This is a genomic window from Amycolatopsis sp. FDAARGOS 1241, assembly GCF_016889705.1.
GTDB lineage: Bacteria > Actinomycetota > Actinomycetes > Mycobacteriales > Pseudonocardiaceae > Amycolatopsis.
This window is the reverse complement of sequence record NZ_CP069526.1, coordinates 4877598-4896560: the sequence shown is the minus strand read 5'-3', so window position 1 is coordinate 4896560 and position 18963 is coordinate 4877598. Positions and strand designations below refer to the sequence as shown.

At 70.2% G+C, this 18963-nt stretch carries 17 protein-coding genes; 10 read left to right on the top strand and 7 right to left on the bottom strand.

What is annotated here, in order from left to right:
- Window positions 1-334: 334 nt before the first annotated feature.
- The 4 genes from I6J71_RS24115 to I6J71_RS24105 all read left to right on the top strand — a co-directional run bounded on the left by I6J71_RS24115 (window position 335) and on the right by I6J71_RS24105 (window position 3787).
- A complete protein-coding gene (locus I6J71_RS24115) occupies window positions 335-1420 on the top strand; it encodes an IS630 family transposase (RefSeq protein WP_204092332.1) in 1086 nt (361 codons plus the stop codon).
- Between the two features lie 206 nt (window positions 1421-1626).
- Window positions 1627-2100, top strand: coding sequence for a pyridoxamine 5'-phosphate oxidase family protein (locus tag I6J71_RS24110; protein ID WP_239155246.1), 474 nt, complete (start codon window positions 1627-1629; stop codon window positions 2098-2100).
- A 466-nt stretch (window positions 2101-2566) separates the two neighbouring features.
- A complete protein-coding gene (locus I6J71_RS51010; RefSeq protein WP_370542188.1) occupies window positions 2567-2797 on the top strand; it encodes a hypothetical protein in 231 nt (76 codons plus the stop codon).
- Between the two features lie 30 nt (window positions 2798-2827).
- Window positions 2828-3787, top strand: coding sequence for a nitrate/nitrite transporter (locus I6J71_RS24105; RefSeq protein ID WP_370542187.1), 960 nt, complete (start codon window positions 2828-2830; stop codon window positions 3785-3787).
- A 183-nt stretch (window positions 3788-3970) separates the two neighbouring features.
- On the opposite strand, the gene I6J71_RS24100 is transcribed toward I6J71_RS24105, so the two are convergent.
- From I6J71_RS24100 to I6J71_RS24080, 5 genes are all read right to left on the bottom strand, one after another.
- Complete coding sequence (locus I6J71_RS24100; RefSeq protein WP_204096704.1) at window positions 3971-4408, bottom strand: SRPBCC family protein; 438 nt, start codon at window positions 4406-4408, stop codon at window positions 3971-3973.
- A gap of 1181 nt (window positions 4409-5589) precedes the next feature.
- On the bottom strand, window positions 5590-5844 hold the full coding sequence (locus tag I6J71_RS24095) for a hypothetical protein (protein ID WP_204096776.1): 255 nt from the start codon (window positions 5842-5844) through the stop codon (window positions 5590-5592).
- A gap of 351 nt (window positions 5845-6195) precedes the next feature.
- Window positions 6196-6729 (bottom strand): helix-turn-helix domain-containing protein, encoded by a 534-nt coding sequence (locus tag I6J71_RS24090; protein ID WP_204096775.1) that lies wholly within the window; start codon window positions 6727-6729, stop codon window positions 6196-6198.
- Window positions 6730-6754: 25 nt separating this feature from the next.
- On the bottom strand, window positions 6755-8263 hold the full coding sequence (locus I6J71_RS24085; protein ID WP_204096774.1) for a sodium:solute symporter: 1509 nt from the start codon (window positions 8261-8263) through the stop codon (window positions 6755-6757).
- A gap of 8 nt (window positions 8264-8271) precedes the next feature.
- Complete coding sequence (locus I6J71_RS24080; RefSeq protein ID WP_204096773.1) at window positions 8272-8508, bottom strand: DUF3311 domain-containing protein; 237 nt, start codon at window positions 8506-8508, stop codon at window positions 8272-8274.
- Window positions 8509-8653: 145 nt separating this feature from the next.
- Here I6J71_RS24080 and I6J71_RS24075 point away from each other — a divergent pair, with 145 nt between their 5' ends.
- The 3 genes from I6J71_RS24075 (at window position 8654) to I6J71_RS24065 (ending at window position 12745) form a co-directional block, all read left to right on the top strand.
- On the top strand, window positions 8654-9940 hold the full coding sequence (locus I6J71_RS24075; RefSeq protein WP_204096772.1) for an amidohydrolase family protein: 1287 nt from the start codon (window positions 8654-8656) through the stop codon (window positions 9938-9940).
- A gap of 1 nt (window position 9941) precedes the next feature.
- Window positions 9942-11102 carry an aminotransferase class V-fold PLP-dependent enzyme gene (locus I6J71_RS24070; RefSeq protein WP_204096771.1) on the top strand — a complete coding sequence of 387 codons (1161 nt, stop codon included), beginning with the start codon at window positions 9942-9944 and terminating at the stop codon, window positions 11100-11102.
- A gap of 251 nt (window positions 11103-11353) precedes the next feature.
- Window positions 11354-12745, top strand: coding sequence for an amino acid permease (locus I6J71_RS24065; protein ID WP_204097211.1), 1392 nt, complete (start codon window positions 11354-11356; stop codon window positions 12743-12745).
- A gap of 227 nt (window positions 12746-12972) precedes the next feature.
- Here I6J71_RS24065 and I6J71_RS24060 read toward each other — a convergent pair whose 3' ends face one another.
- On the bottom strand, window positions 12973-14310 hold the full coding sequence (locus I6J71_RS24060; protein ID WP_204096770.1) for an acyl-CoA dehydrogenase family protein: 1338 nt from the start codon (window positions 14308-14310) through the stop codon (window positions 12973-12975).
- On the opposite strand from I6J71_RS24060, the gene I6J71_RS24055 reads away from it, so the two are divergent.
- Window positions 14278-15642, top strand: coding sequence for a DNA-binding protein (locus tag I6J71_RS24055; protein ID WP_204096769.1), 1365 nt, complete (start codon window positions 14278-14280; stop codon window positions 15640-15642). The two genes, I6J71_RS24060 and I6J71_RS24055, sit on opposite strands and share 33 nt — an antisense overlap.
- Window positions 15643-15787: 145 nt before the next feature.
- On the opposite strand, the gene I6J71_RS24050 is transcribed toward I6J71_RS24055, so the two are convergent.
- Window positions 15788-16867 (bottom strand): LacI family DNA-binding transcriptional regulator, encoded by a 1080-nt coding sequence (locus tag I6J71_RS24050; protein ID WP_239155244.1) that lies wholly within the window; start codon window positions 16865-16867, stop codon window positions 15788-15790.
- Between the two features lie 145 nt (window positions 16868-17012).
- On the opposite strand from I6J71_RS24050, the gene I6J71_RS24045 reads away from it, so the two are divergent.
- Window positions 17013-18002 carry an asparaginase gene (locus I6J71_RS24045; protein ID WP_204096767.1) on the top strand — a complete coding sequence of 330 codons (990 nt, stop codon included), beginning with the start codon at window positions 17013-17015 and terminating at the stop codon, window positions 18000-18002.
- A gap of 52 nt (window positions 18003-18054) precedes the next feature.
- Window positions 18055-18945, top strand: a complete 891-nt coding sequence (locus I6J71_RS24040; protein ID WP_204096766.1) for a polysaccharide deacetylase — start codon at window positions 18055-18057, stop codon at window positions 18943-18945.
- Window positions 18946-18963: the final 18 nt, after the last annotated feature.

The following is an 18963-nucleotide window of genomic DNA, read 5'->3' as shown; positions in this document are numbered from 1 at the left end:
GTCAGTCAATGCAAGAGGTCGAGGCTCTTCGGCAGTTCGACGGGGGGAAGAACCTTCCCGGCGAGCAGGCCACCCGCGAGCCACTGCGCGACGGCCGCGGTCTGGGTCTGCTCCGGTGTGGTCCCCCGCCGGTAGCGGTGCCGCCATCTCGGCCAGGGCCGCCGACGCGGTGAACGCGTCACCCCGGGCCTCGACGTCGGCATCCGCGTCGGGCACCAGCCGCTCCCGCCGCCGGCGATCGCGGCGGGCCGGCAACACCCCGAACAACGGCTCTCGTGCGTAGGCACGCTAGTGTCCTGAGTCGGTAGTTCGTGGGCAGCTGTAGGGTGTGGTGATGCCGAGCCCGAAGCTTGACCCCGTGGTGCTCTCTGATGAGGAACGGTCGGTGTTGACCGGGTGGGCGCGTCGCCGCAAGACCGCGCAGGCGCTGGCGTTGCGAGCCCGGATTGTGTTGCGCTGCGCCGAGGGCGGGTCGATCGGCGAGGTCGCCGGGGATGTGGGTGTCTCACGGAACACGGTGTCGAAATGGCGGTCGCGGTTTGCCGAAGACCGGCTGGAGGGTTTGTCGGATGAGCCTCGCCCTGGCCGGCCGCGCCTGATCACTGACGAGCGGGTGGACGCGGTGATCACCAAGACGCTGGAGGAAACGCCGGGCCAGGACACGCACTGGTCGACTCGCTCGATGGCCTCGGCCACGGGGATGTCGCAGTCAGCGATCTCGCGGATCTGGCGGGCATTCGGGCTCAAACCGCACGCGATCGAGACCTGGAAACTGTCCACGGACCCGCAATTCGTGGACAAGGTCCGCGATGTCGTCGGCCTCTACATGAGCCCACCCGAGAACGCGCTGGTCCTCGCGGTCGACGAGAAATCCCAGATGCAGGCGATCGATCGCACCGCACCGATTCTGCCGATCATGCCCACCACCCCGGCACGGATGACCCACGACTACGTCCGGCACGGCACCACCAGCCTGTTCGCCGCCTTCGACATCTCCAGCGGCTCGGTGATCGCACAGCACTACCGTCGACATCGCCATCAGGAGTTCCTGCGGTTCCTGAAGCTGATCGATGCCGCGGTCCCGAAAGACCTGGACCTGCATCTGGTGCTGGACAACTACGCCACCCACAAGACACCCAAGGTCAAGGAATGGCTGATCCGGCACCCGCGGTTCCACCTGCACTTCACACCGACCAGCAGTTCCTGGCTGAACCTGGTCGAACGATGGTTCGCCGAACTGACCAACCGCAAGCTGCGCCGCTCAGCCCATCGCAGCGTCACCGAACTCGAACGCGACGTCCGGTGCTGGATCAACGAATGGAACGCCGACCCGAAACCGTTCGTCTGGACCAAGCCAGCCGACCAGATCCTGGAAACCCTCTCCGCATACTGCCAACTAATTAACGACTCACGACACTAGTGCCCGATGTCCGCGCAACCATGTGCTTGACCATCCTCAGCAGGGCGTCGCCGACCGGCGCTGTCAGCGGAGCTGAGGTGTGCGGAGGTCGATGAGCCAGTGGTACGGCCGGACACCGCGGCAGCGGGCGGGATGCCGGCCGACTGTCCCGAGGGTCGAGGACTTCTTGCCCTGCCGCCGCTGTGTGCAGGCGGGCACGCTCAACGGTGAACCTGCTGTTCCGCCGACCACCGGGATCGACGATGACCGAGTTGCGCCCCTTGACCCCACGGGAATGCATCGACCTGCTGTCGACCCAGCCGGTGGGCAGGCTGGTGTTTTCCGAGAACGCGGTGCCCGCCATCCGACCGGTCAACTTCCTGGTGCACGAGGGAAACATCATCGTCCGGTGCAGCCGCACCGGGTCGATCGCCAAGCTCGTCGACGAAGTGGTCGCGTTCGAGGTCGACAGCATCGACCCCGTCAACCGCACCGGATGGAGTGTTGTCGTACTCGGCAAGGCGAACTCGATCACCGAAATCGACGAGCTGGTGACGCTGGCCGAACCCCGCCACCGGCCATGGCCCGGTGGAGAACGCTCACACTTCCTGCGGATCCCGATGGAAACCATCAACGGGCGAATGTTCCGGGTGTCGGAAGCCGGTTCCACTCGTTCCTGCGGGCTGGGAAGTCAGGAATAGCAGCTCTCGTACGTGCCGGGAAGCCTCAGCCCGGCGGGGGAAAAATTCGTTCACTTGCTCAGCGGTGATGCTGTCGTCGGCGGATTCTCCCGTGACCTCGCCGGCGTGCAGTAGCGTCGTCCACTTTGGTCCACCGCGATGGCGGGAGGTTGCTCTTCAAGTGGAAGCCGGCCGCGGAGCTGGACCGGGGGAACACGTCAACCGCGCCGGACGTGTCGGGGGCCTTTGCGGGTGGCTGAGGACCACCCGCTGCGTGCCGGTCGTGAAGTCGTGGTCTGCGTCAAGGACGGACGTCCGGAAGCCATGCCGAAGGGCCTTTGTTCAGAAGCCCAACGACCATTCTCCGCTCCGTCGGCTCATGGCGACGATGAAAGCGACGTCGTCCCGGCGGCTGGGCGACCGTTCACACCGGGAGGAGCCGACCGTGACGAAATCCCCGTCCCGCCGGCGGAATCACCCTTCCGCCGTGCGACCGGCCGACCGCCCCGGGATGATGCTCGCGATGGCCACCGCGGGCTTCGCGGTCACGTTCTGGGCATGGGCTCTGCTGTCACCCCTGGGCGCAACGCTGCGTGAACAACTGCACCTGTCCTCCGTGCAGCAGGCGATCCTGGTCGCTCTCCCGGTCATCGTCGGTTCACTCGGGCGGATCCCGGTCGGCGCGCTCACCGACCGCCTCGGCGCCCGGCTCATGTAGCCGGTCGTCGCCCTGCTCACCGCGATCCCGGTGCTCTACCTCGGGCACGGCGCCAGTTCGCTGACCGGCTACCTCGTCGGCGGCTTCTTCCTCGGCCTCGGCGGCACCACCTTCGCGATCGGCGTCCCGTTCGTGAACTCGTGGTACCCACCGCGACGCCGCGGGCTGGCCCTCGGGATCTTCGGCGTGGGGATGGTCGGGACCGCCATCTCGGCGTTCTCCACCGTTCAGCTGGCCAAAGCCTTCGGAAGCAGCTTTCCGTTCGACCTGGTCGCCGGCCTGCTCGTGGGGTACGCCGTGCTCGCGTTCGTCGTGGTGCGGGACCGCCCGGGTCGCCAGCGTGCCGCCGGGACTTTCCTCGGCAGGCTGGGTTCTGCCGTGCGAATTGGGGCGACCGGCCAGCTCGCCGCTCTTTACGCGGTGGCGTTCGGGGGGTTCGTCGCGTTCAGCGTCTACCTGCCCACCTACCTCGTCACCTCGTTCGGTCTCGACCGTGGGGACGCAGCTCTGCGCACCGCCGGCTTCGTAGTGCTCGCCGTCGCGATGCGGCCGGTCGGCGGCTGGCTGTCCGACCGCGCCGATCCGGTGAAGATCCTCGTCGCGGCCTTCACCGTGGTCGGTGTCCTGGCGCTCGCCGCCGCGTTCGAACTACCACTGATGCCCGTCGGCACGCTGCTCTTCCTCGGCATCGCCGGCGCCCTCGGCGCCGGAACCGGTGCGGTGTTCGCGCTCTTGGCGCGATTGGTCGCACCGGGCGAGGTCGGTGCCGTGACCGGAGTCGTCGGAGCGGCCGGTGGCCTGGGCGGCTTCTTCCCACCTCTGGTCATGGGCGTGGTCTTCGGCGCCACGGGCTCCTACCGGCTCGGCTTCGTGTTGCTAGCCGCCACCGCGGCCGCGGCCGCAGCTCTCACGGCGACCGTCGTCCGCCGGCGAGCGGCGCATCCGGCCGTCGAACACGCCTTGCCGGACACGCCGCCGCAGACCGGGTAAACGGGTGATGGCGTCACCGCTTGTCGCAGCTCGCCTTGGCGCTGGGTGGCTCGGGGTTGAGCGCTCGGTATAGGCGGCTCAAGCCCGCCGTCGTCGCGTCGCCAGTGCCCCGCAGACGTCGCCGAGGGGGTCAATCCTCGCGTAGACCTCGGCGACCGTCACGTTTGACTCGGCCCGGACGTGCTAGGCGAGTAGTTGTCGGAGGCCGTCGATGCCGGTGGCGTATACGTCGTGGGCGAAGGTGTGGTTGAGTTGTTCTTCTTGGCTGGCGTCGGCGTCGTATTCGGCCCACCATTCGACGAAGGTGTCTCCGGTGTCGGTGATGGGGCTGAGGCGGAGTGTGGAGGTGTAGCGGCGTACGCCGAAGGGGTTTGCGCCGGTGAAGGTGTAGGTGAGGGTGTGGGTGGGGTCGTCGAGGGCGAGTAGTCGTTCGTCGAAGGGGTCGCCGCCGGTGGCGAGGGTGAGCCTGCGGACGGCGCCGACTTGTCCGTCGGTGCCTTCGACGATCTGGCATTGTCCGATGGCGGTGAGGAAGGCGGGTAGGTCGCCGAAGGCGCGGACGTGGGTCCAGACCTTGTCGACGGGTGCGGCGACGACTCCGCTGGCGTAGGGACGCGGCATGGTTGCTCCAAGGTGTCGGTGGGACGTTGTCGAGGTCGGCGCATCGGGGACCGGCCGCGACACGGGCACAACCGGGCGACGGCGTCCGGCCACAGCGGGGCCGGACGAGGCGCCTGGGCCGGCTTGACCCGGCGCGCCGTTGTGTCGGCTGTCGGTGAGTCGATCCGCCACATCATCGGAGACCATGATCCCCAAAACCGCCGCGGTGCACGGTGTCTCAGGTCATGAATGTTCGTTATGGGGTGCCGTGGCACCAGGCTCGTCAACCCCGGCAGGGTGCCCGCTGCCGGGACTGTTCCCCGCCCAGCAAACACCCGCGTTCGCTGGTGGCGCACCAGCTCGAGGGCGACGCGGCGGAGTTGCCTCCTGGCTGGGCGGTCCGGCACGATCGGCACGCCTGCGGGAAGCGGTCGTCGCGCGGCGGGACGTGGTGGGTGATTGCGGGAAGGACGTGGGCATGCCGCCCTCGGAACTCGATCCTCACCAAGCGATTCGGCTGGTCGCGGGACGCGTGCTGGACACTCGCCTGGACGAGCTCGTGCACCGTGCGGTGGACCGGCTGCGCGCCGACGAACCGGAGTACGCGACGTCCGAGGTCAGCCGGGCGGATGTGATTGCCATGATGCGGCGGACGCTGGCGCTGACCCGGGCCGCGGGCCGGCCCATCCCGCCGGCGATCGCGGACGCGGCTGCCGAGGCAGGGCGGGTCCGGGCGCGCCAGCGGCTGCCGTTGCCCGCATTGCTGCACGCCTTCCGCATCGATCTGCGGATTCTCTGGGAAGCGATCATCGACGAGGGCCGCCGGGGCCTGGCCGCGAACGAGTCCTTTGTGGAGAGTCCCGTTCTGCTGCGATGCGGATTACGTGAATTCCCGCCTACTTCGCAGGATTGCCCTGGGGAGAGCCACCGGGAAGGGCCCGCGCATCGCGCAACGAGGGGTACCGGGGTGCCGGCGTGGCCGAGTGAGACCAGCCGTGGGAAGAAGTGTTTCCGGTGTGGAAAGTCCGAGCAGGTAACCGTCCGAGCAGCGGTGTGGTGCCGGGTTCTTCGGGACCGTGGAGCGGGCCGGCGGGCGCAGCCGGCGAGCCGGTGCCGCTGGGGCCGATGCCGTCTGCGCGTCGTCTGGGGCTGTCCCGCAGGACGTCTGCGTGACTGGGGCGCAGGCAAAATCAAGTCCTCGCTCACGCCCCGGTTCGGGGAGAGGGCGCACCCGGCGGCCGGGGTCGCGCTGGTGCGCCGCCGGCTCCTTCCCGCAGTTCTGCTGCCTTGCGGTGTGCCGCCGCGGCGGAGGTGGCAGCCAGCGTGCTGCCGTCGGCGGCGAGGGCGTCGAGCACGAGCGCGCGGCGCTCGTGCCAGGCGGCCCAAGCGTGCGGCGCGGCGCCGGCAGTCGGCCGGATCAAGTGCAGCGCGCCGAGCTCGCTCAAGGTGTTGCGCACCTTCGTTTTCCTTTCTCGTGCGGTGGTGATTCGTACTCGCTCAGAGTGGCGCGCGCCCGCGGCGTTCGCTTCGGAAGAACTACGGAAAGGTTACGTACGCAGCGCCGGCGGGAGACCCCGCGTGTTCGCCTGTCCGACGCGGGGGGCGGCGTCGGCTCGACAACCTGGTTTCCGACGCACCGGAGGACGAGCGAGCAGCGAGTCAGCAGGCGCGACGGGTCGTCGGCCAGGCCTCGCGCGAGAGTGCCACGGTCGCGCAGACACGGCCGCAGCGCATCACCGCCACGCTCGACGGGTGGCAGCCGGAGGCCCGGCATCTCGTCGATCGCCCCAGGCGCCTGGCGAAACGGCTCAGTAGCTGGGCGGGGTGATCGAGATGATGAACTCGGCCGGTTTGCGGTGGGGATTGACGTAACGGTGCGGCAGGCGCGAGTTGAAGTAGCAGCTGTCGCCGACGTCGAGTGCGCGTTCGGTGGCGGCCACCTCGACCACGAGCTTGCCCGCGATCACCACTGCGCACTCTTCACTGGGATGTGACCACGGTTCGTCTGCCGACGCCGTGCCCGGGGCGAGCGTGCCCTGCAGCACTTCCAGCCGACCGCGGCCGGCCGAGATGCGGGAGTACAGGATCCCGCCGGGTGACTGGATCTGCATGCGGGTGTGCCGGCGCACCACGGCGACGTCGTCGGTCTCGGACTCCTCGAACAGGCTGAACAACGGCACGTCGAGTGCCTTGGCGATCTTGCGGACGGTGACCAGGCTCGGGTCCGCGAGCTCCCGCTCCACCTGGCTGATCAGCCCGGTGGACACCTCGGCGCGCCGGGCCAGCTCGGTGACCGTCAGGCCACGCGCCGCCCGCAGTTCTCGAATCCTGCTGCCTACCACGTGGTCATCCTCGCACGCAGCCGGATCAACCGGGCTCGCTGACGGGCTTCGGCGTCGCCGTGTCGACGGTCTCGGAGGGCAGGCCGACGGCAATCGCGGCCGGGCCCGGCGCCCGGGTGACCAGACTGACGAGCACGGTCACCACGGTGTTGAGCACGAGCGCGGGCAGCCCGATCACGGTGCCGGGCGGGCACAGCGACAGCAGCGCCGCGTTCAACGGCGGGAGGACGATGCCGGCGGTGCCCACGATCACCCCGCACAGCGCGCCGAGCGCGGTGATCCGCCGCCACAGCAGCGACAGGAACAAGGCCGGCGCGAGCTGGCCGATCGCGTTGTACACGTTGACCATGACGTTGACCAGCGCGCTGTTCTGCGTCGCGGTGACGGCCACGGCCAGCACGGCGAGCACGACGACGGCGATCCGGCTCACCCGCAGCTGTTCGCGGTCGCCGGGCTCCTTGCGCAGCAACGGGTAGACGTTGCGGGTGAACAGGCTGCCGCAGGTCAGCAGGAGCACGCCGGTCGGCACGAGCGCGACCAGGATGCCGGCGCCGGCCAGCAGGCCGACCAGCCAGCCGGGGGAGTGGTCCCGCACGAACAGCAGCAGCGAGCCGTTGGCGTCCGCGCCCTTCAGGCCCGGTTGGGCGAGCAGCGCGGCCAGCGCGATCACGATGATCAGGATGTAGAACAGGGAGTACAGCGGCTGCACGATCTGGTTGCGTCGGATCGTGCCGATGTCCCTGGCCGTGTAGGAGACCTGGAAGGAATGCGGCAGCACGAACGCGCCGATCGGCGTGAGCAGCAGGAAGCTCATCCACCACCAGGTGTTGGTCGAGGTTCCGCCGGCCGTGCCCGGCAGTGTCGCCGCCGACGGGTGTTTCCGCGCCACCGCGTCGAAGATGCCGCCCCAACCGTCCACTTGCGCCGCATTGGCCGCCGTCACCGCGATCACCAGCAGCACGACGAGCAGCAGCAGGTCCTTGACCACCGAGCCGAACGCGACGCTGCGCATCCCGCCGGCCAGCACGAACGCGGCGACCGCGGCGCCGGCGATGATCACGTACCAGGTGTTGGACATGCCGTCGCCGAACAGGGTGCGCAAGATCAGGGCCAGCCCGGTGAGCTGCACCTCCGAGTACAACAGCAGCCCGACGATGCCGAACAGTGCCAGCACCGCGCCCAGCCACGGCGCGTCGAAGCGGCTGGTGAAGTAGTCGCCCTCGGTGAGCAGGCCGTGCCGGTTGCCGGCGCGCCAGATCCTGGGCACCACCCAGTAGCCGATGGCCGACGTGAGCACGACCGTGCCGAGCACGTAGTAACCCGGCGCGCCGTCGGCGTAAACCGTCTGCGACGCGCCCAGCAGGGCGAAGGTGGTGAAGGTTTCGCCCGCGAGCACGAACCAGAACAGGTAGCTGCCGAAGCGGCGGCCACCGACCGCCCACTCCGTGACGTCGACCCGCCTGCCGCGGGCCGCGAGCAGGGCGCCGACCGCGATGGAGCCGACGCTGACCACCAGTGCGATGAGGTACGTCATCGGAATGCCTACGGCTGATCGAGGACGCCGTGACGGCGGTCGATGAGGTAGACGCCGCCGATGGCGGCGCTTCCGACGATCACTCCGGCCACCATCCACACCAGCAGGAACGGCACGTGGCCGAAGGCGTATTGCACCGCGCCGGCCCACGGCACCGCGGCGATGCACCACACGAAGGGCACCAAGAGCAGAAGCCGGTGCCGGCGGCGGCGACGGATCGGTGGTTGCTCGGACAGTGCCTGCACGGTGGCCTCCCTGGGTGCCCGCGCCGCGCCGATGGGGTACCTCAGGGTGCGGCGCTCGCACGCCGATGTCAATGGGGTTGAACGCGTTGACCGGTGTTAAAGGCCGCCCTATGCTCGGACGCGAGCTTGGTGCGGGAGGAGCTGAATGCCAGCCGAAAAAGCCGACCTCGTGGTGCGCGCCGGCCGGATGCTGCCGGCCGCGGACGCCGAACTGATCTCCGACGGGGCGCTGGCCGTGCACGGCGGAAGGATCGTCGCCGTCGGTCGCTTCGCCGAATTGCCGCACGAGCTGACCTCGTCCGCGCGCCTGCTCGAACTGGGCGATGTGACGCTACTGCCCGGCCTCATCGACTGCCACGTGCACCTGGCCATGGACGGTTCGGCCGCGGCCACCGGCAGCGAGCTGACCGGCAGCGACGCCGAACTGGCCTGCCGCATGATCAACAGTGCGCGCAGGCTGCTCGACGCGGGCATCACCACCGCCCGTGATCTCGGCTGCCGGGGCGAGGTCGCGAGCACCGTGCGCGACGCCGTGCGGGCCGGCCTCGTGCCCGGCCCCCGCCTGCTCGTGGCCAACGCGCCGATCACCGTGACCGGCGGGCATGCGTGGCGGATGGGTGGCGAAGCCGACGGTGCGCTGGAGGTCGCGCGGCAGGTCCGGATCAGGGCCAAGCAGCGCTCGGACGTCGTCAAGATCATGGCCACGGGCGGTTTCATGACCGCGGGCAGCAGGCCCTGGGAGGCCCGCTACACCGAAGAGGAGCTGCGCACCTGCGTCGAGGAAGCGCACAAACTCGGCTTGCCGGTGACCACCCACGCGCTCGGCGTCGAGGGGATTCGCCGCGCGGTCGACGCGGGCGTCGACATGATCGAGCACTGCGGCTGGGTCACCGAAGAGGGATCGCGGTTCGATCCGGGCATCGCCGCGAAGATCGCGGCCGCCGGCATCGCCGTGTGCCCCACCATGAACACGGCATGCCTGGCCGACCCGTACTTCTGCCCGTGGGACGAGCGAGAGGCGCTGCTCGCGAACCTGCGGGGGATGCTCGCCGCCGGGGTCGAGCTGGTCGCCGGCACCGACGCCGGCATCGGCCTCGTCCCGTTCGAGAACTACGCCGACGGCCTCGACGTGCTGGCCGACGCCGGCATGTCGCCGCGCGCGGTGCTCGCCGCGGCAACGCATCGGGCCGCGACCGCACTCGGCCTCGGCTCGGTCACCGGTCGGCTTGCCGAGGGGCTGGCCGCCGACGTGGTCGCCGTGCGGGGCGATCCCACGGAGGACCTGAGCGCGCTGCACCGGCCCGTCCAGGTCATCACCCGAGGCCGCACCTACGAGTGCGTTACACCGTCCGAAGCCGACCGCGCCGAACAACGCGTTGCGGCACAACACATCCACGACGAACTCACCGTCGGATCGGGGCGCGGTCGCTGACATGAAGGACACATCCACCGGGCTGGGCGAAAGCATCCGTCACCGGTTCCCGATCTTCGAAAACCGCGTCTACCTCAACAGCTGCTCCCAGGGTGCGCTGGCCGACAGCGTCCGCGCCGCCTACACCAGCTACCTGGACAGCCTGGAAGCGGAAGGCTCGCTGTGGAGCCACTGGGTCGAGCAGTCCGAACGCGCGCGAGGCGCGTTCGCGCGGCTGCTGCACACCGAACCGGACTCGGTCGCCGTGACCACTTCGGCCTCGGCCGGCGTCGCCTCGCTGGCCTCGGCGCTGGACTTCGGTGAGCGCGACACCATCGTCACCACCGATCTGGAGTTCCCGACCATCGGTCAGATCTGGCACGCCCAGGCCCGGCGGGGCGCGCGCGTCGTGCACGTGCCGGCCGAGCCCGACAACACGCTCTCGCTCGACCGGCTGGCCGCCGCGATCGACGAGCGCACGGCGATCGTGTCGGTGACGCACGTCTGCTTCCGCAACGGCAGCCGGCTCGACCTCGCCGAGATCGCCGAGCTGGCGCACTCGCGTGGCGCGCTCATACTGGCCGACGCCTACCAGTCGGCCGGCGCAGTGCCGATCGACGTCGGCGCGCTGGGCGTCGACTTCGTGACCGGAGGCGCGCTCAAGTACCTGCTGGCCTCGCCCGGCATCGGCTACTTCTACGCCAACCCGGCGACCACCGGCCACCTCGTGCCCACCGTGACCGGCTGGTTCGCCGACATCGACGTCAACGCCATGCAGATCAGCGAGTATCGGCCCGCGCCCAACGCGCGGCGGTTCGAGTCGGGTACGCCGCCGATCCCGTCGGTCTACGCGGCCATCGCCGGCGTCGAGCTGATGCTGGAGATCGGCGTCGAACGCACCGCGGAACACGTCGAACGGCTCAACGACCGGCTGATCGGCGAGGTCGCCGGCATGGGCGGCATCGTCGCAACGCCGGAGGACCACGCGCACCGCGGCCCGCTGGTCGCCATCGCGTCCACCGACGCCGAACAGCTCGTCGAGCGGCTGGGCGCCGAGGGGATCGTGGTGTCCTCGCGCGGCGGCAACCTGCGCGTGTCCCCGCACTGCTACAACACCGACGGGGACATCGACCGGTTGCTCGCCGCCCTGCACACGCACAAGGATCTGCTGCGCACCGCCTGATCACTGCTTGGCAAACGCCTTCGGTGAGCACCACGGCCATCGGCAAAACCCAGCCGTACCACCGTGTCCGGCTCGGTCGCGCGAACGCGTTCCGGAGTCGGGAGATCATGCCGCACCTCCAACGTTTAACCCGGCTGAAGGATTTCGGCGACACTATTGACAGCGGCACCCCGACCGCGAATGCTGCCAAGCACCGTTCGACGCAGTCACAGACGCCGGTGGCCGGCAAGACGGAGGAACGAGTGTCCACGATGGAGGAACGCGATTCCGGCGGACTGCGCAGGTCGTTGACGGGCCGGCAGATGTCCATGATCGGCCTCGGCGGCGCGATCGGCACCGGCCTGTTCCTCGGTTCGGGCCTGGCCATCTCCCAGGCCGGCCCCGGCACGATCATCGCGTACGCGATCTGCGCACTGGTCGCCCTCGTCATTGCCTGGGCGTTGGCGGAAATGGTCGTCGTGCACCCGACCGCGGGCGCGTTCGGCGCGATCGCGCACACCTACCTCGGTCCCTGGGCCGGGTTCGTGCAACGCTGGACGTACTGGACGATCCAGGTGATCGCGGTCGGCGGCGAGGTCATCGCCGCCGGTATCTACGTCCAGTTCTGGTGGCCGTCGCTGCCGTTGTGGCTGCCCGTCGTGGTGTTCTCGGTCGTCGTGCTGGCCGCCAACGCAGCGGCGGTCACGTTCTTCGGCACCGCCGAGTACTGGCTGTCCGCGGTGAAGGTGGCCGCGATCATCGTGTTCATCCTGCTCGGCCTGGTGCTCGTGTTCGTCGGCCTGCCCAAGGCGCCGCCGGCCGGACTGGCCAACCTCACCACCCACGGCGGATTCCTCCCGCACGGCCTCGGCGGCCTGTTCCTGGCCATGGTGTTCGTGCTGTTCAGCTACATCGGCACCGAGGTCGTGTCGATCACCGCGGCCGAGTCGGCCGATCCCGTGCGCGACGTGCCGCGAGCGGTGCGCAGGATGGTGCTGCGCCTGGTGCTCTTCTACGTGCTGGCCATCGCCATCGTGCTGACCGTCGTGCCGTGGACGGAGATCTCGCAGGACGGCACGGTGACCGCGAGTCCGTTCGTGCGCGTCTTCGCGGGCGCGGGCATCCCCGCTGCTGCTGCGATCACCAACTTCGTCGTGCTCACCGCCGCGCTCTCCAGTGCCAACACCAACCTGTACCTGACCACCCGCATGCTCCACTCACTCGCACAGGACGGCTACGCCCCGGCCAGGGTCGGCAGGCTGAGCCGATCCGGCGTGCCGAGGGACGCGCTCGTCCTGTCCGCCGTCGGCCTCGCCCTGGCCGCGATCGTGTCGGTCGCGGCGGCCGACAGCGCCTACGTCGCCCTGTTCGGCGTGTCGATCTTCGGTGCGCTCGTGGTCTGGATCCTGATCCTGGTGACCCACTGGAAGTTCCGCCGCGACCGCCGCGCCCACGGCCTGCCCGACTCGTCGGTGCGCCTGTGGGGAGCGAGTGTCACCGTCCCGCTGGCCATCCTCTTCCTCGTCGCGGTGACCCTGTCCACGCCGTTCATCGACGGGTTGCAGCCGGCCTGGGAGGCCGGTGTCCCGTTCTTCGTCCTGCTCTCTGTCGCCTACCTGGTCGTGCGCCGCCGGCATGCTGCTGCCGCCGTCGCGCGCGAATGACAGCCTCCCCGGCGCGTGGATGTTCCCCGGTGGCCCCTCCCGGTCTTCCGGTCTGGTCTTCCTGCTCGCCGGGTACCCGCGCCGGCGCGCTCGGCGCCGGGCCGGAAGAGGTGTCGCAACGGGCGACGCCCCTTCTGCTCGACGCTGCGGCCCGGGGCGACGTCGCCGGTACCGGTCCCGCCAGGCCGGCGCCCGGGTGCGTCGGGACACACCCGGGCGCTCAACCGTCACACGGGAAGCGGGGTCTCCGGGTAGGCGGGGACCGTGTCGATGGATTCCATGAACTTCGTGAAGGGCACGAATTCGCTGTCCATCAGTGCCCGCGGGTCGTAGTCCGGGCTGGCGAGCACGCCGTGGACGCGACGGCGCTGCATGCCGAAGTTGCCGGCGTCGTAGAGCGGCAGTACCGCGGCCTCGCGCAGCAGCTTCTCGAACTCGTGCTGCTTGTCCAGACTGTTCACGCCCACGACCTGCATGCACTTGTAGACCGCGTCGAACATCAGCTCCGTGCATTGGATCTTGCACATCGCGCCGATCAGCTCGCCGTGGTAGTCGTGCCGGTCCAGGAAGTGTGCGGTCTTCCAGCAGAAGCAGCGGCACATCTCGATCCGCGCCGCGACGTCCCCGAGCACGTACCCGACGTTCTGGTAGTTGATGATCGGGCTCGGGCCGCCCGCGGTGTAGGTCCGCGCCCACTCGAGGGCGGACTCGTACGCGGTTCGGGCCACACCGACCGCCGCGATCCCGGCCACCGGACCCGACCAGGCGAAGTTGCGGTTGATCAGCAGGTCGCCGTTACCGCGAGTGCCCTCGACGAGGTTGTTCGCGGGAACACGCGCGTCGGTGAAGACGATCTCGGCGTTGGGGGTGAGCCGATGCCCCATCTTGCTGATGAGGTTGAAGCTGACCCCAGGGGTGCCGCGCTCGACCATGATCGCCGAAAGCCCCTCGGTGCCGCCCTTCGACGGGTCGGTGCGCACCACGACGATGCTCGCGTTGGCCCCCTGCCCGTCCCAGCCCGCGACGTTGCACGGCCAGTACTTGCGGCCGTTGAGCACGTAGTGATCGCCATCGAGCGTGGCGGTGACACCGATTCCGACGGGTGACGCATCGGGTGCGTCGAAGTTCGCCGTGCCGCCAGGGCTGCCGGCCGGCTCGCTCACCGCGTACCCGACGATGTACTCGCCGGTCGGATCGGACGTGGCCGCGCGCAGGAAGCGTTCCTTCTGCTCGTCGCTGCCCCAGTACCAGACGGGCAACAGCCCCAGGCCGTTCACCAGGAGGGTGCAGGCGAAACCGGGGTCCACGGCGCACACCTCTTCGGCGGCCAATATGAGGTCCACATTGGACAGACCGCCGCCACCGTACTGCGCGGGCAGCATGCAGAACGCGATGCCGGCTCGGTAGGCCCGCACGTAGGCCTCCTTGGTCATCTGGAAGGCGCGCAACGGGTCCGCCTCGGCGTCGGCCGCGCGGACCACCGGCGCGAGTACGTCGCGGGCGAAGGCACGGGCGTTCGCCTGGACTTCCCGTTGTTCCGGGGTGAGGGTGAAGTCGATGGCCATGACGAAACCTCCCTGCATCGGGTCATCGGATCGGCCGGAATCATCGGTCTGCCCGGGCGGCAGCACACGGGCGCTATCCCGGCCGGCCAGGTCCGTCCTAGTCTGTTCAGGGGGCCGCCCGAACGCGAGGAGGTCGGCGTGGACGGTGAGCAGGCCGGCGCCGGCGGCCACGAACCCGGAACGAACGGCAGTGCCGCGATCCGGCCTGCGATCGAGGCGTCCTGGCAGCGCTGCCGCGAGGTCTACGGCATCGCCCCCGACACGCCGCCGCCGGAGCCGGTTGCCGAGGCTCCGCGCACCGTCGTGTCGGCCGCCCGCTCGCTGGCGGCCGACCTCACCCGAACGGACGGGGTGGTGGCGGTCGCGGCCGGCGACGGGCGGGTCGTCGCGGTGTTCGGGAGTCGTTCGGCCGTCGCGCTCGCCGCCGCGCACCAGCTCGCGCCGGGACACGACTGGTCGGAGAACAGCCGCGGTACCAATGCCCTCGGCACCGCGCTGCTCGACGGACAAGCCCAGGTGACGGGTCCGGAGCACTGGCGCGGCGACCTGGCCGACTGGTCGGGCGCGGGCGTCGCGGTGGCCGATCCCGAGCGGCCCCGGCCGTGCGCGGTCCTCGCGTTCCTGGTGCATCGCCGTCCGCTGGCGGCGCTCGCGATCGCGCGGCTGCACTGGTGCGCCGAGGAGCTGGGCCATGGTCTGCGTCGCCGGCGGAATGAGGTGCTCACCGAGCTGCCCGGCTCGCTGCGACCTCGGACCGCCGCCGGCGCCGGGCCGCTGGCGGTCATCGACCGGCGCGGGCGGCTGGTGGCGGCGAACGAAGTCGGGCACGCCGTGCTCGGTTCCCGCGCACGGGCCAGCGCGCTGCGGTTGGCCGCGTGCGCGGAGGACGGGTGCCCGATCACCGTCCAGCCCATTCAGCACGACGGACAGCTCATGGGCACGCTGCTCACCAGCAGCGCGCACGCACCGCCGGCGACCGAGGCCGCCGACGCGCCGGTGTTCCGGCTCGCCGGCGTCCACTGCGGGCACATCCTGCTCATGGCCCCGGGGGAGATCCGGGTCGCGCAGGCCGAGGGCAAGACCGTGTGGCTGCTGACCGACCGGGGCCGGCTGCGGGCCCTGAACCACACTCTGGGCCGGCTGGAGACGAGGCTGGCGCCCCACGGATTCCTGCGCGTGCACCGGCACTACGTGGTGAACCTGCACCGGGTGCGCGAAATCGCCCCGACCTTCCACGGCGGATTCGCGCTCGTCCTGGACGGGCCCGATCGTGAGACCGTCGCGGTGTCGCGGCGGCACCTGGCCGAGGTCCGGCGCGCACTCGGCTTTTGAGGGTGGTGAGGACGCCTGTTCGGCTGGAGCCCGGTTTCGGGTGCGCGGCTGGGCGCGATCACCCAGGAGCGCGGTGCGCCGGCTTCGGTGGTGATCCTCCGGCAACGCGGGCGGCTCCCACTCGCGTCTGTCGCAAGTGGACCGGTCAGCTGCTGCTTTCGCGGATCTGGAGCGTCGGCGTGAGGCGGGCCGATTCGGCGGGCTCGCCGCGCATGACGGCGCGGAGGAGGCGCACGGCGGTCTGGCCGATTTCGAACATCGGGGAGCGCACCGAGGACAGCGGGATCGGCAGTTCGGCGGCCAGCGAGGTGTCGTTGAAGCCGACGACCGCGCAGTCCCGGCCGACGGTGAGGCCGTAGGAGCGCAGCGCGCCCATCGCACCTATCGCGGCGAAGTCGTTGACCGCGAACAGCGCCGAGGGCCGGCGGCCGGACGAGAGGATCTTCTCGCCTGCTTCCCGGCCGCCCTGGGTGTCGAACCGGGACAGCACGATGTCGCCGTCGCCGATTTCGCCGCCGAGTTCCCGCCAGCGCCGCACGAAACCGGCAGTGCGGTCCACCCCGGTGGTCGCGTAGGGCTCGCCGGCGATCACGCAGACGTCCCGGTGCCCCTTGTCCCACAGGTGTTCGGCGACCAGCTCGCCACCCCGGGTGTCGTCGCAGGCGGACGACGGGATCTCCGGGTGGCGGCGGTTCATCAGCACGAACGGCACGGCCCGGCGGCGCAGGTCGGACAGCACCACGTCGACGTCCAGGTGCCGGTCGCCGATGATCAGCCCGTCCACCCGGCGGGCCAGCATCAGCTCGATCTTGCGGCGCTGCTCGTCCACGTCGTCGCGGGAGTTGGTGACGAACGAGGAGTAACCGATGGTCGCCGCCTCGGCTTCGACTCCCTCATACATGACGGCCAGCACCAGGTCGGACAGCCGCGGCACGACCACGCCGAGCAGCCGGGTGCGGCGGGTGCGCAAGCCGGACGCCTGCGGGTCGGGCGAGTAACCGAGCTCGGCGGCGAGTTCCCGGATCCGGCGCGCGGTGGCGTCGGACGCGGCGCCGCGCGCTGATTCCGGGTCGGAGTTCAGCACGCGGGAGACGGTCGACGGGTGGATGCCCAGCCGCCGGGCCAGGTCCTTGAGGGTCGGCACGCGGTCGACGGCTGCCCCGTCCGGGACGCCCGCGCCATCGTCCTCACGCGCTGCCTTCGCTTCGGGCACGCCCGCGCCCACCGCCTCTCCACTTTGGGTGTTGACCCTGGTTCGACGCACACCGTACAGTCCCCACCACTGTACCCAAACGTTTGGGTACGCCGCAGCCGCCGATACCCAATCGATTGGGTAGCGGCGACCGACGATGCGCGGAGGTGAACCGGCCGTGACGACGAGCCTGACGAGCGAGCGGGGCGAGCACGTCGTGCTGCTCGCGACGGGCGGCACCATCTCCTCCCGGAGCCGCGCCGAGCTCGGTGGTGCGGCCGTCGCCTCGGACGGCGCCGGCGACCTGCTGCGCAGCACCGGCGGTACGCACCCGTTGCCGGTCCGGGTGGTCGACGTGCTGCGGGTCGGTTCGTACACCCTCGACGTGGACGACATGCTGCTGGTCTGCGCCCGGATCCGCGAGGCGCTGGCCGACCCGTCGGTGGTCGGGGTCGTGGTGACGCACGGCACCGACACCATGGAGGAGACGGCGTTCCTCGCCGACCTGGTGCACGCCGACCCGCGGCCGGTGGTCTTCACCGGCGCGCAGCGGGCCGCGGACGCGCCCGCCCCGGATGGTCCGGGCAACCTGGCCCGCGCCTTGGCCCTGGCCGGGGCGCCGGCCACCCGCGACCGCGGGGTGCTGGTCTGCTTCGCCGGCGAGGTGTTCCCGGCCCGCGGGGTGCGCAAGTCGGAAACCCTGCTGGCGCACGCGTTCAGCAATCCGGATGACGGCCGCGACGGCTGGGCCGGCGACCGGCCGGAGCCGCTGCCGCTGCCCGACGGCGGTACCGGCTGCCGGGTGGACCTGGTGGCGTCCTACCCGGGCGCCGATGCGGCGCACCTGCGCGCCTCGCTGGCCGCCGGTGCGGCCGGGATCGTGGTGCAGGGCACGGGAATCGGCAACGCCAACCCCAAGCTGTGCGAGGCGGTGGCCGAGGCCACCGCGGGCGGCGCGGTGGTGGTCACCAGCACCCGGGTGCACGCCGGCCCGGTCGTTCCGGTGTACGGCGCCGGCGGCGGCAAGGACCTGCTGGCCGCGGGCGCGATCCCGGCCGGGCTGCTGCGCCCTTCCCAATCGCTCGTCCTGCTGTCGCTACTCCTGCGGCTCGGGTGGTCCCGCGACGACATCGCGGCGGCCTTCGCGGGGAGGGGAGGCGAACCCTGACTCCGCTGCTCCGCCCGCACCCGTTGTTCCCCATTCCAGGAAAGGCCTGTTCATGACGAAAGACATCCAGGTCGCGTTCGGCGTCGACGTCGACGCCGTGGCCGGCCAGCTCGGCTCCTACGGCGGCGAGGACTCGCCGTGCGACATCTCCCGCGGCATGTTCAGCGGCGAGGTCGGCGGACCACGGCTGCTGCGCCTGTTCGAGCGCTACGGGTTGACCACCTCGTGGTTCGTACCCGGCCACTCCATCGAGACCTTCCCCGACCTGACCCGCGCGATCGTCGACGCCGGGCACGAGGTCGGCGCGCACGGTTACTCGCACGAGAACCCGATCGCGATGACGCGTGAGCAGGAGACGGCGATCCTGGACCGCTCGATCGAGCTGATCGAGAAGGTCGCCGGTCGACGGCCCACCGGCTACGTGGCGCCGTGGTGGGAGTTTTCCCCCGTCACCAACGAGATCCTGCTGGAGCGGGGCATCAAGTACGACCACTCGCTGATGCACCGCGACTTCGAGCCGTACTACGTCCGGGTCGGCGACAGCTGGACCAAGATCGACTACGCCCAGCCGGCCGAGACCTGGATGAAGCCGCTGGTCCGCGGCGAGGAGACGGACCTGGTGGAGATCCCGGCGAACTGGTACTTGGACGACCTGCCGCCGATGATGTTCGTGAAGGCGTCCGCGAACTCGCACGGTTTCGTCAGCCCGCGCGAGCTCGGCCAGACCTGGCAGGACCAGTTCGACTGGGTCTACCGGGAGATGGACCAGGCCACCTTCACCATGACCATCCACCCGGACGTGTCCGGGCGGCCGCAGGTACTGCTCATGCTGGAGCGGTTGATCGAGCACATCAACGGCCACGAGGGCGTGAGCTGGCTGACCTTCGACCAGATCGCCGACTCCTTCCTGTCCCGCAACCCGCGGAAGGGAGCCGGGTCGTGAGCGTCGAATCCGTCAAAC

Excerpts from the sequence above, each read along its gene's own strand:
- I6J71_RS24115 (WP_204092332.1), top strand. The coding sequence starts at position 335 with ATGCCGAGCCCGAAGCTTGACCCCGTGGTGCTCTCTGATGAGGAACGG.
- I6J71_RS24075 (WP_204096772.1), top strand. The coding sequence starts at position 8,654 with ATGCCAGCCGAAAAAGCCGACCTCGTGGTGCGCGCCGGCCGGATGCTG.
- I6J71_RS24070 (WP_204096771.1), top strand. The coding sequence starts at position 9,942 with ATGAAGGACACATCCACCGGGCTGGGCGAAAGCATCCGTCACCGGTTC.
- I6J71_RS24085 (WP_204096774.1), bottom strand. The coding sequence starts at position 8,263 with ATGACGTACCTCATCGCACTGGTGGTCAGCGTCGGCTCCATCGCGGTC.
- I6J71_RS24060 (WP_204096770.1), bottom strand. The coding sequence starts at position 14,310 with ATGGCCATCGACTTCACCCTCACCCCGGAACAACGGGAAGTCCAGGCG.
- I6J71_RS24040 (WP_204096766.1), top strand. The coding sequence starts at position 18,055 with ATGACGAAAGACATCCAGGTCGCGTTCGGCGTCGACGTCGACGCCGTG.
- I6J71_RS24065 (WP_204097211.1), top strand. The coding sequence starts at position 11,354 with ATGGAGGAACGCGATTCCGGCGGACTGCGCAGGTCGTTGACGGGCCGG.
- I6J71_RS24100 (WP_204096704.1), bottom strand. The coding sequence starts at position 4,408 with ATGCCGCGTCCCTACGCCAGCGGAGTCGTCGCCGCACCCGTCGACAAG.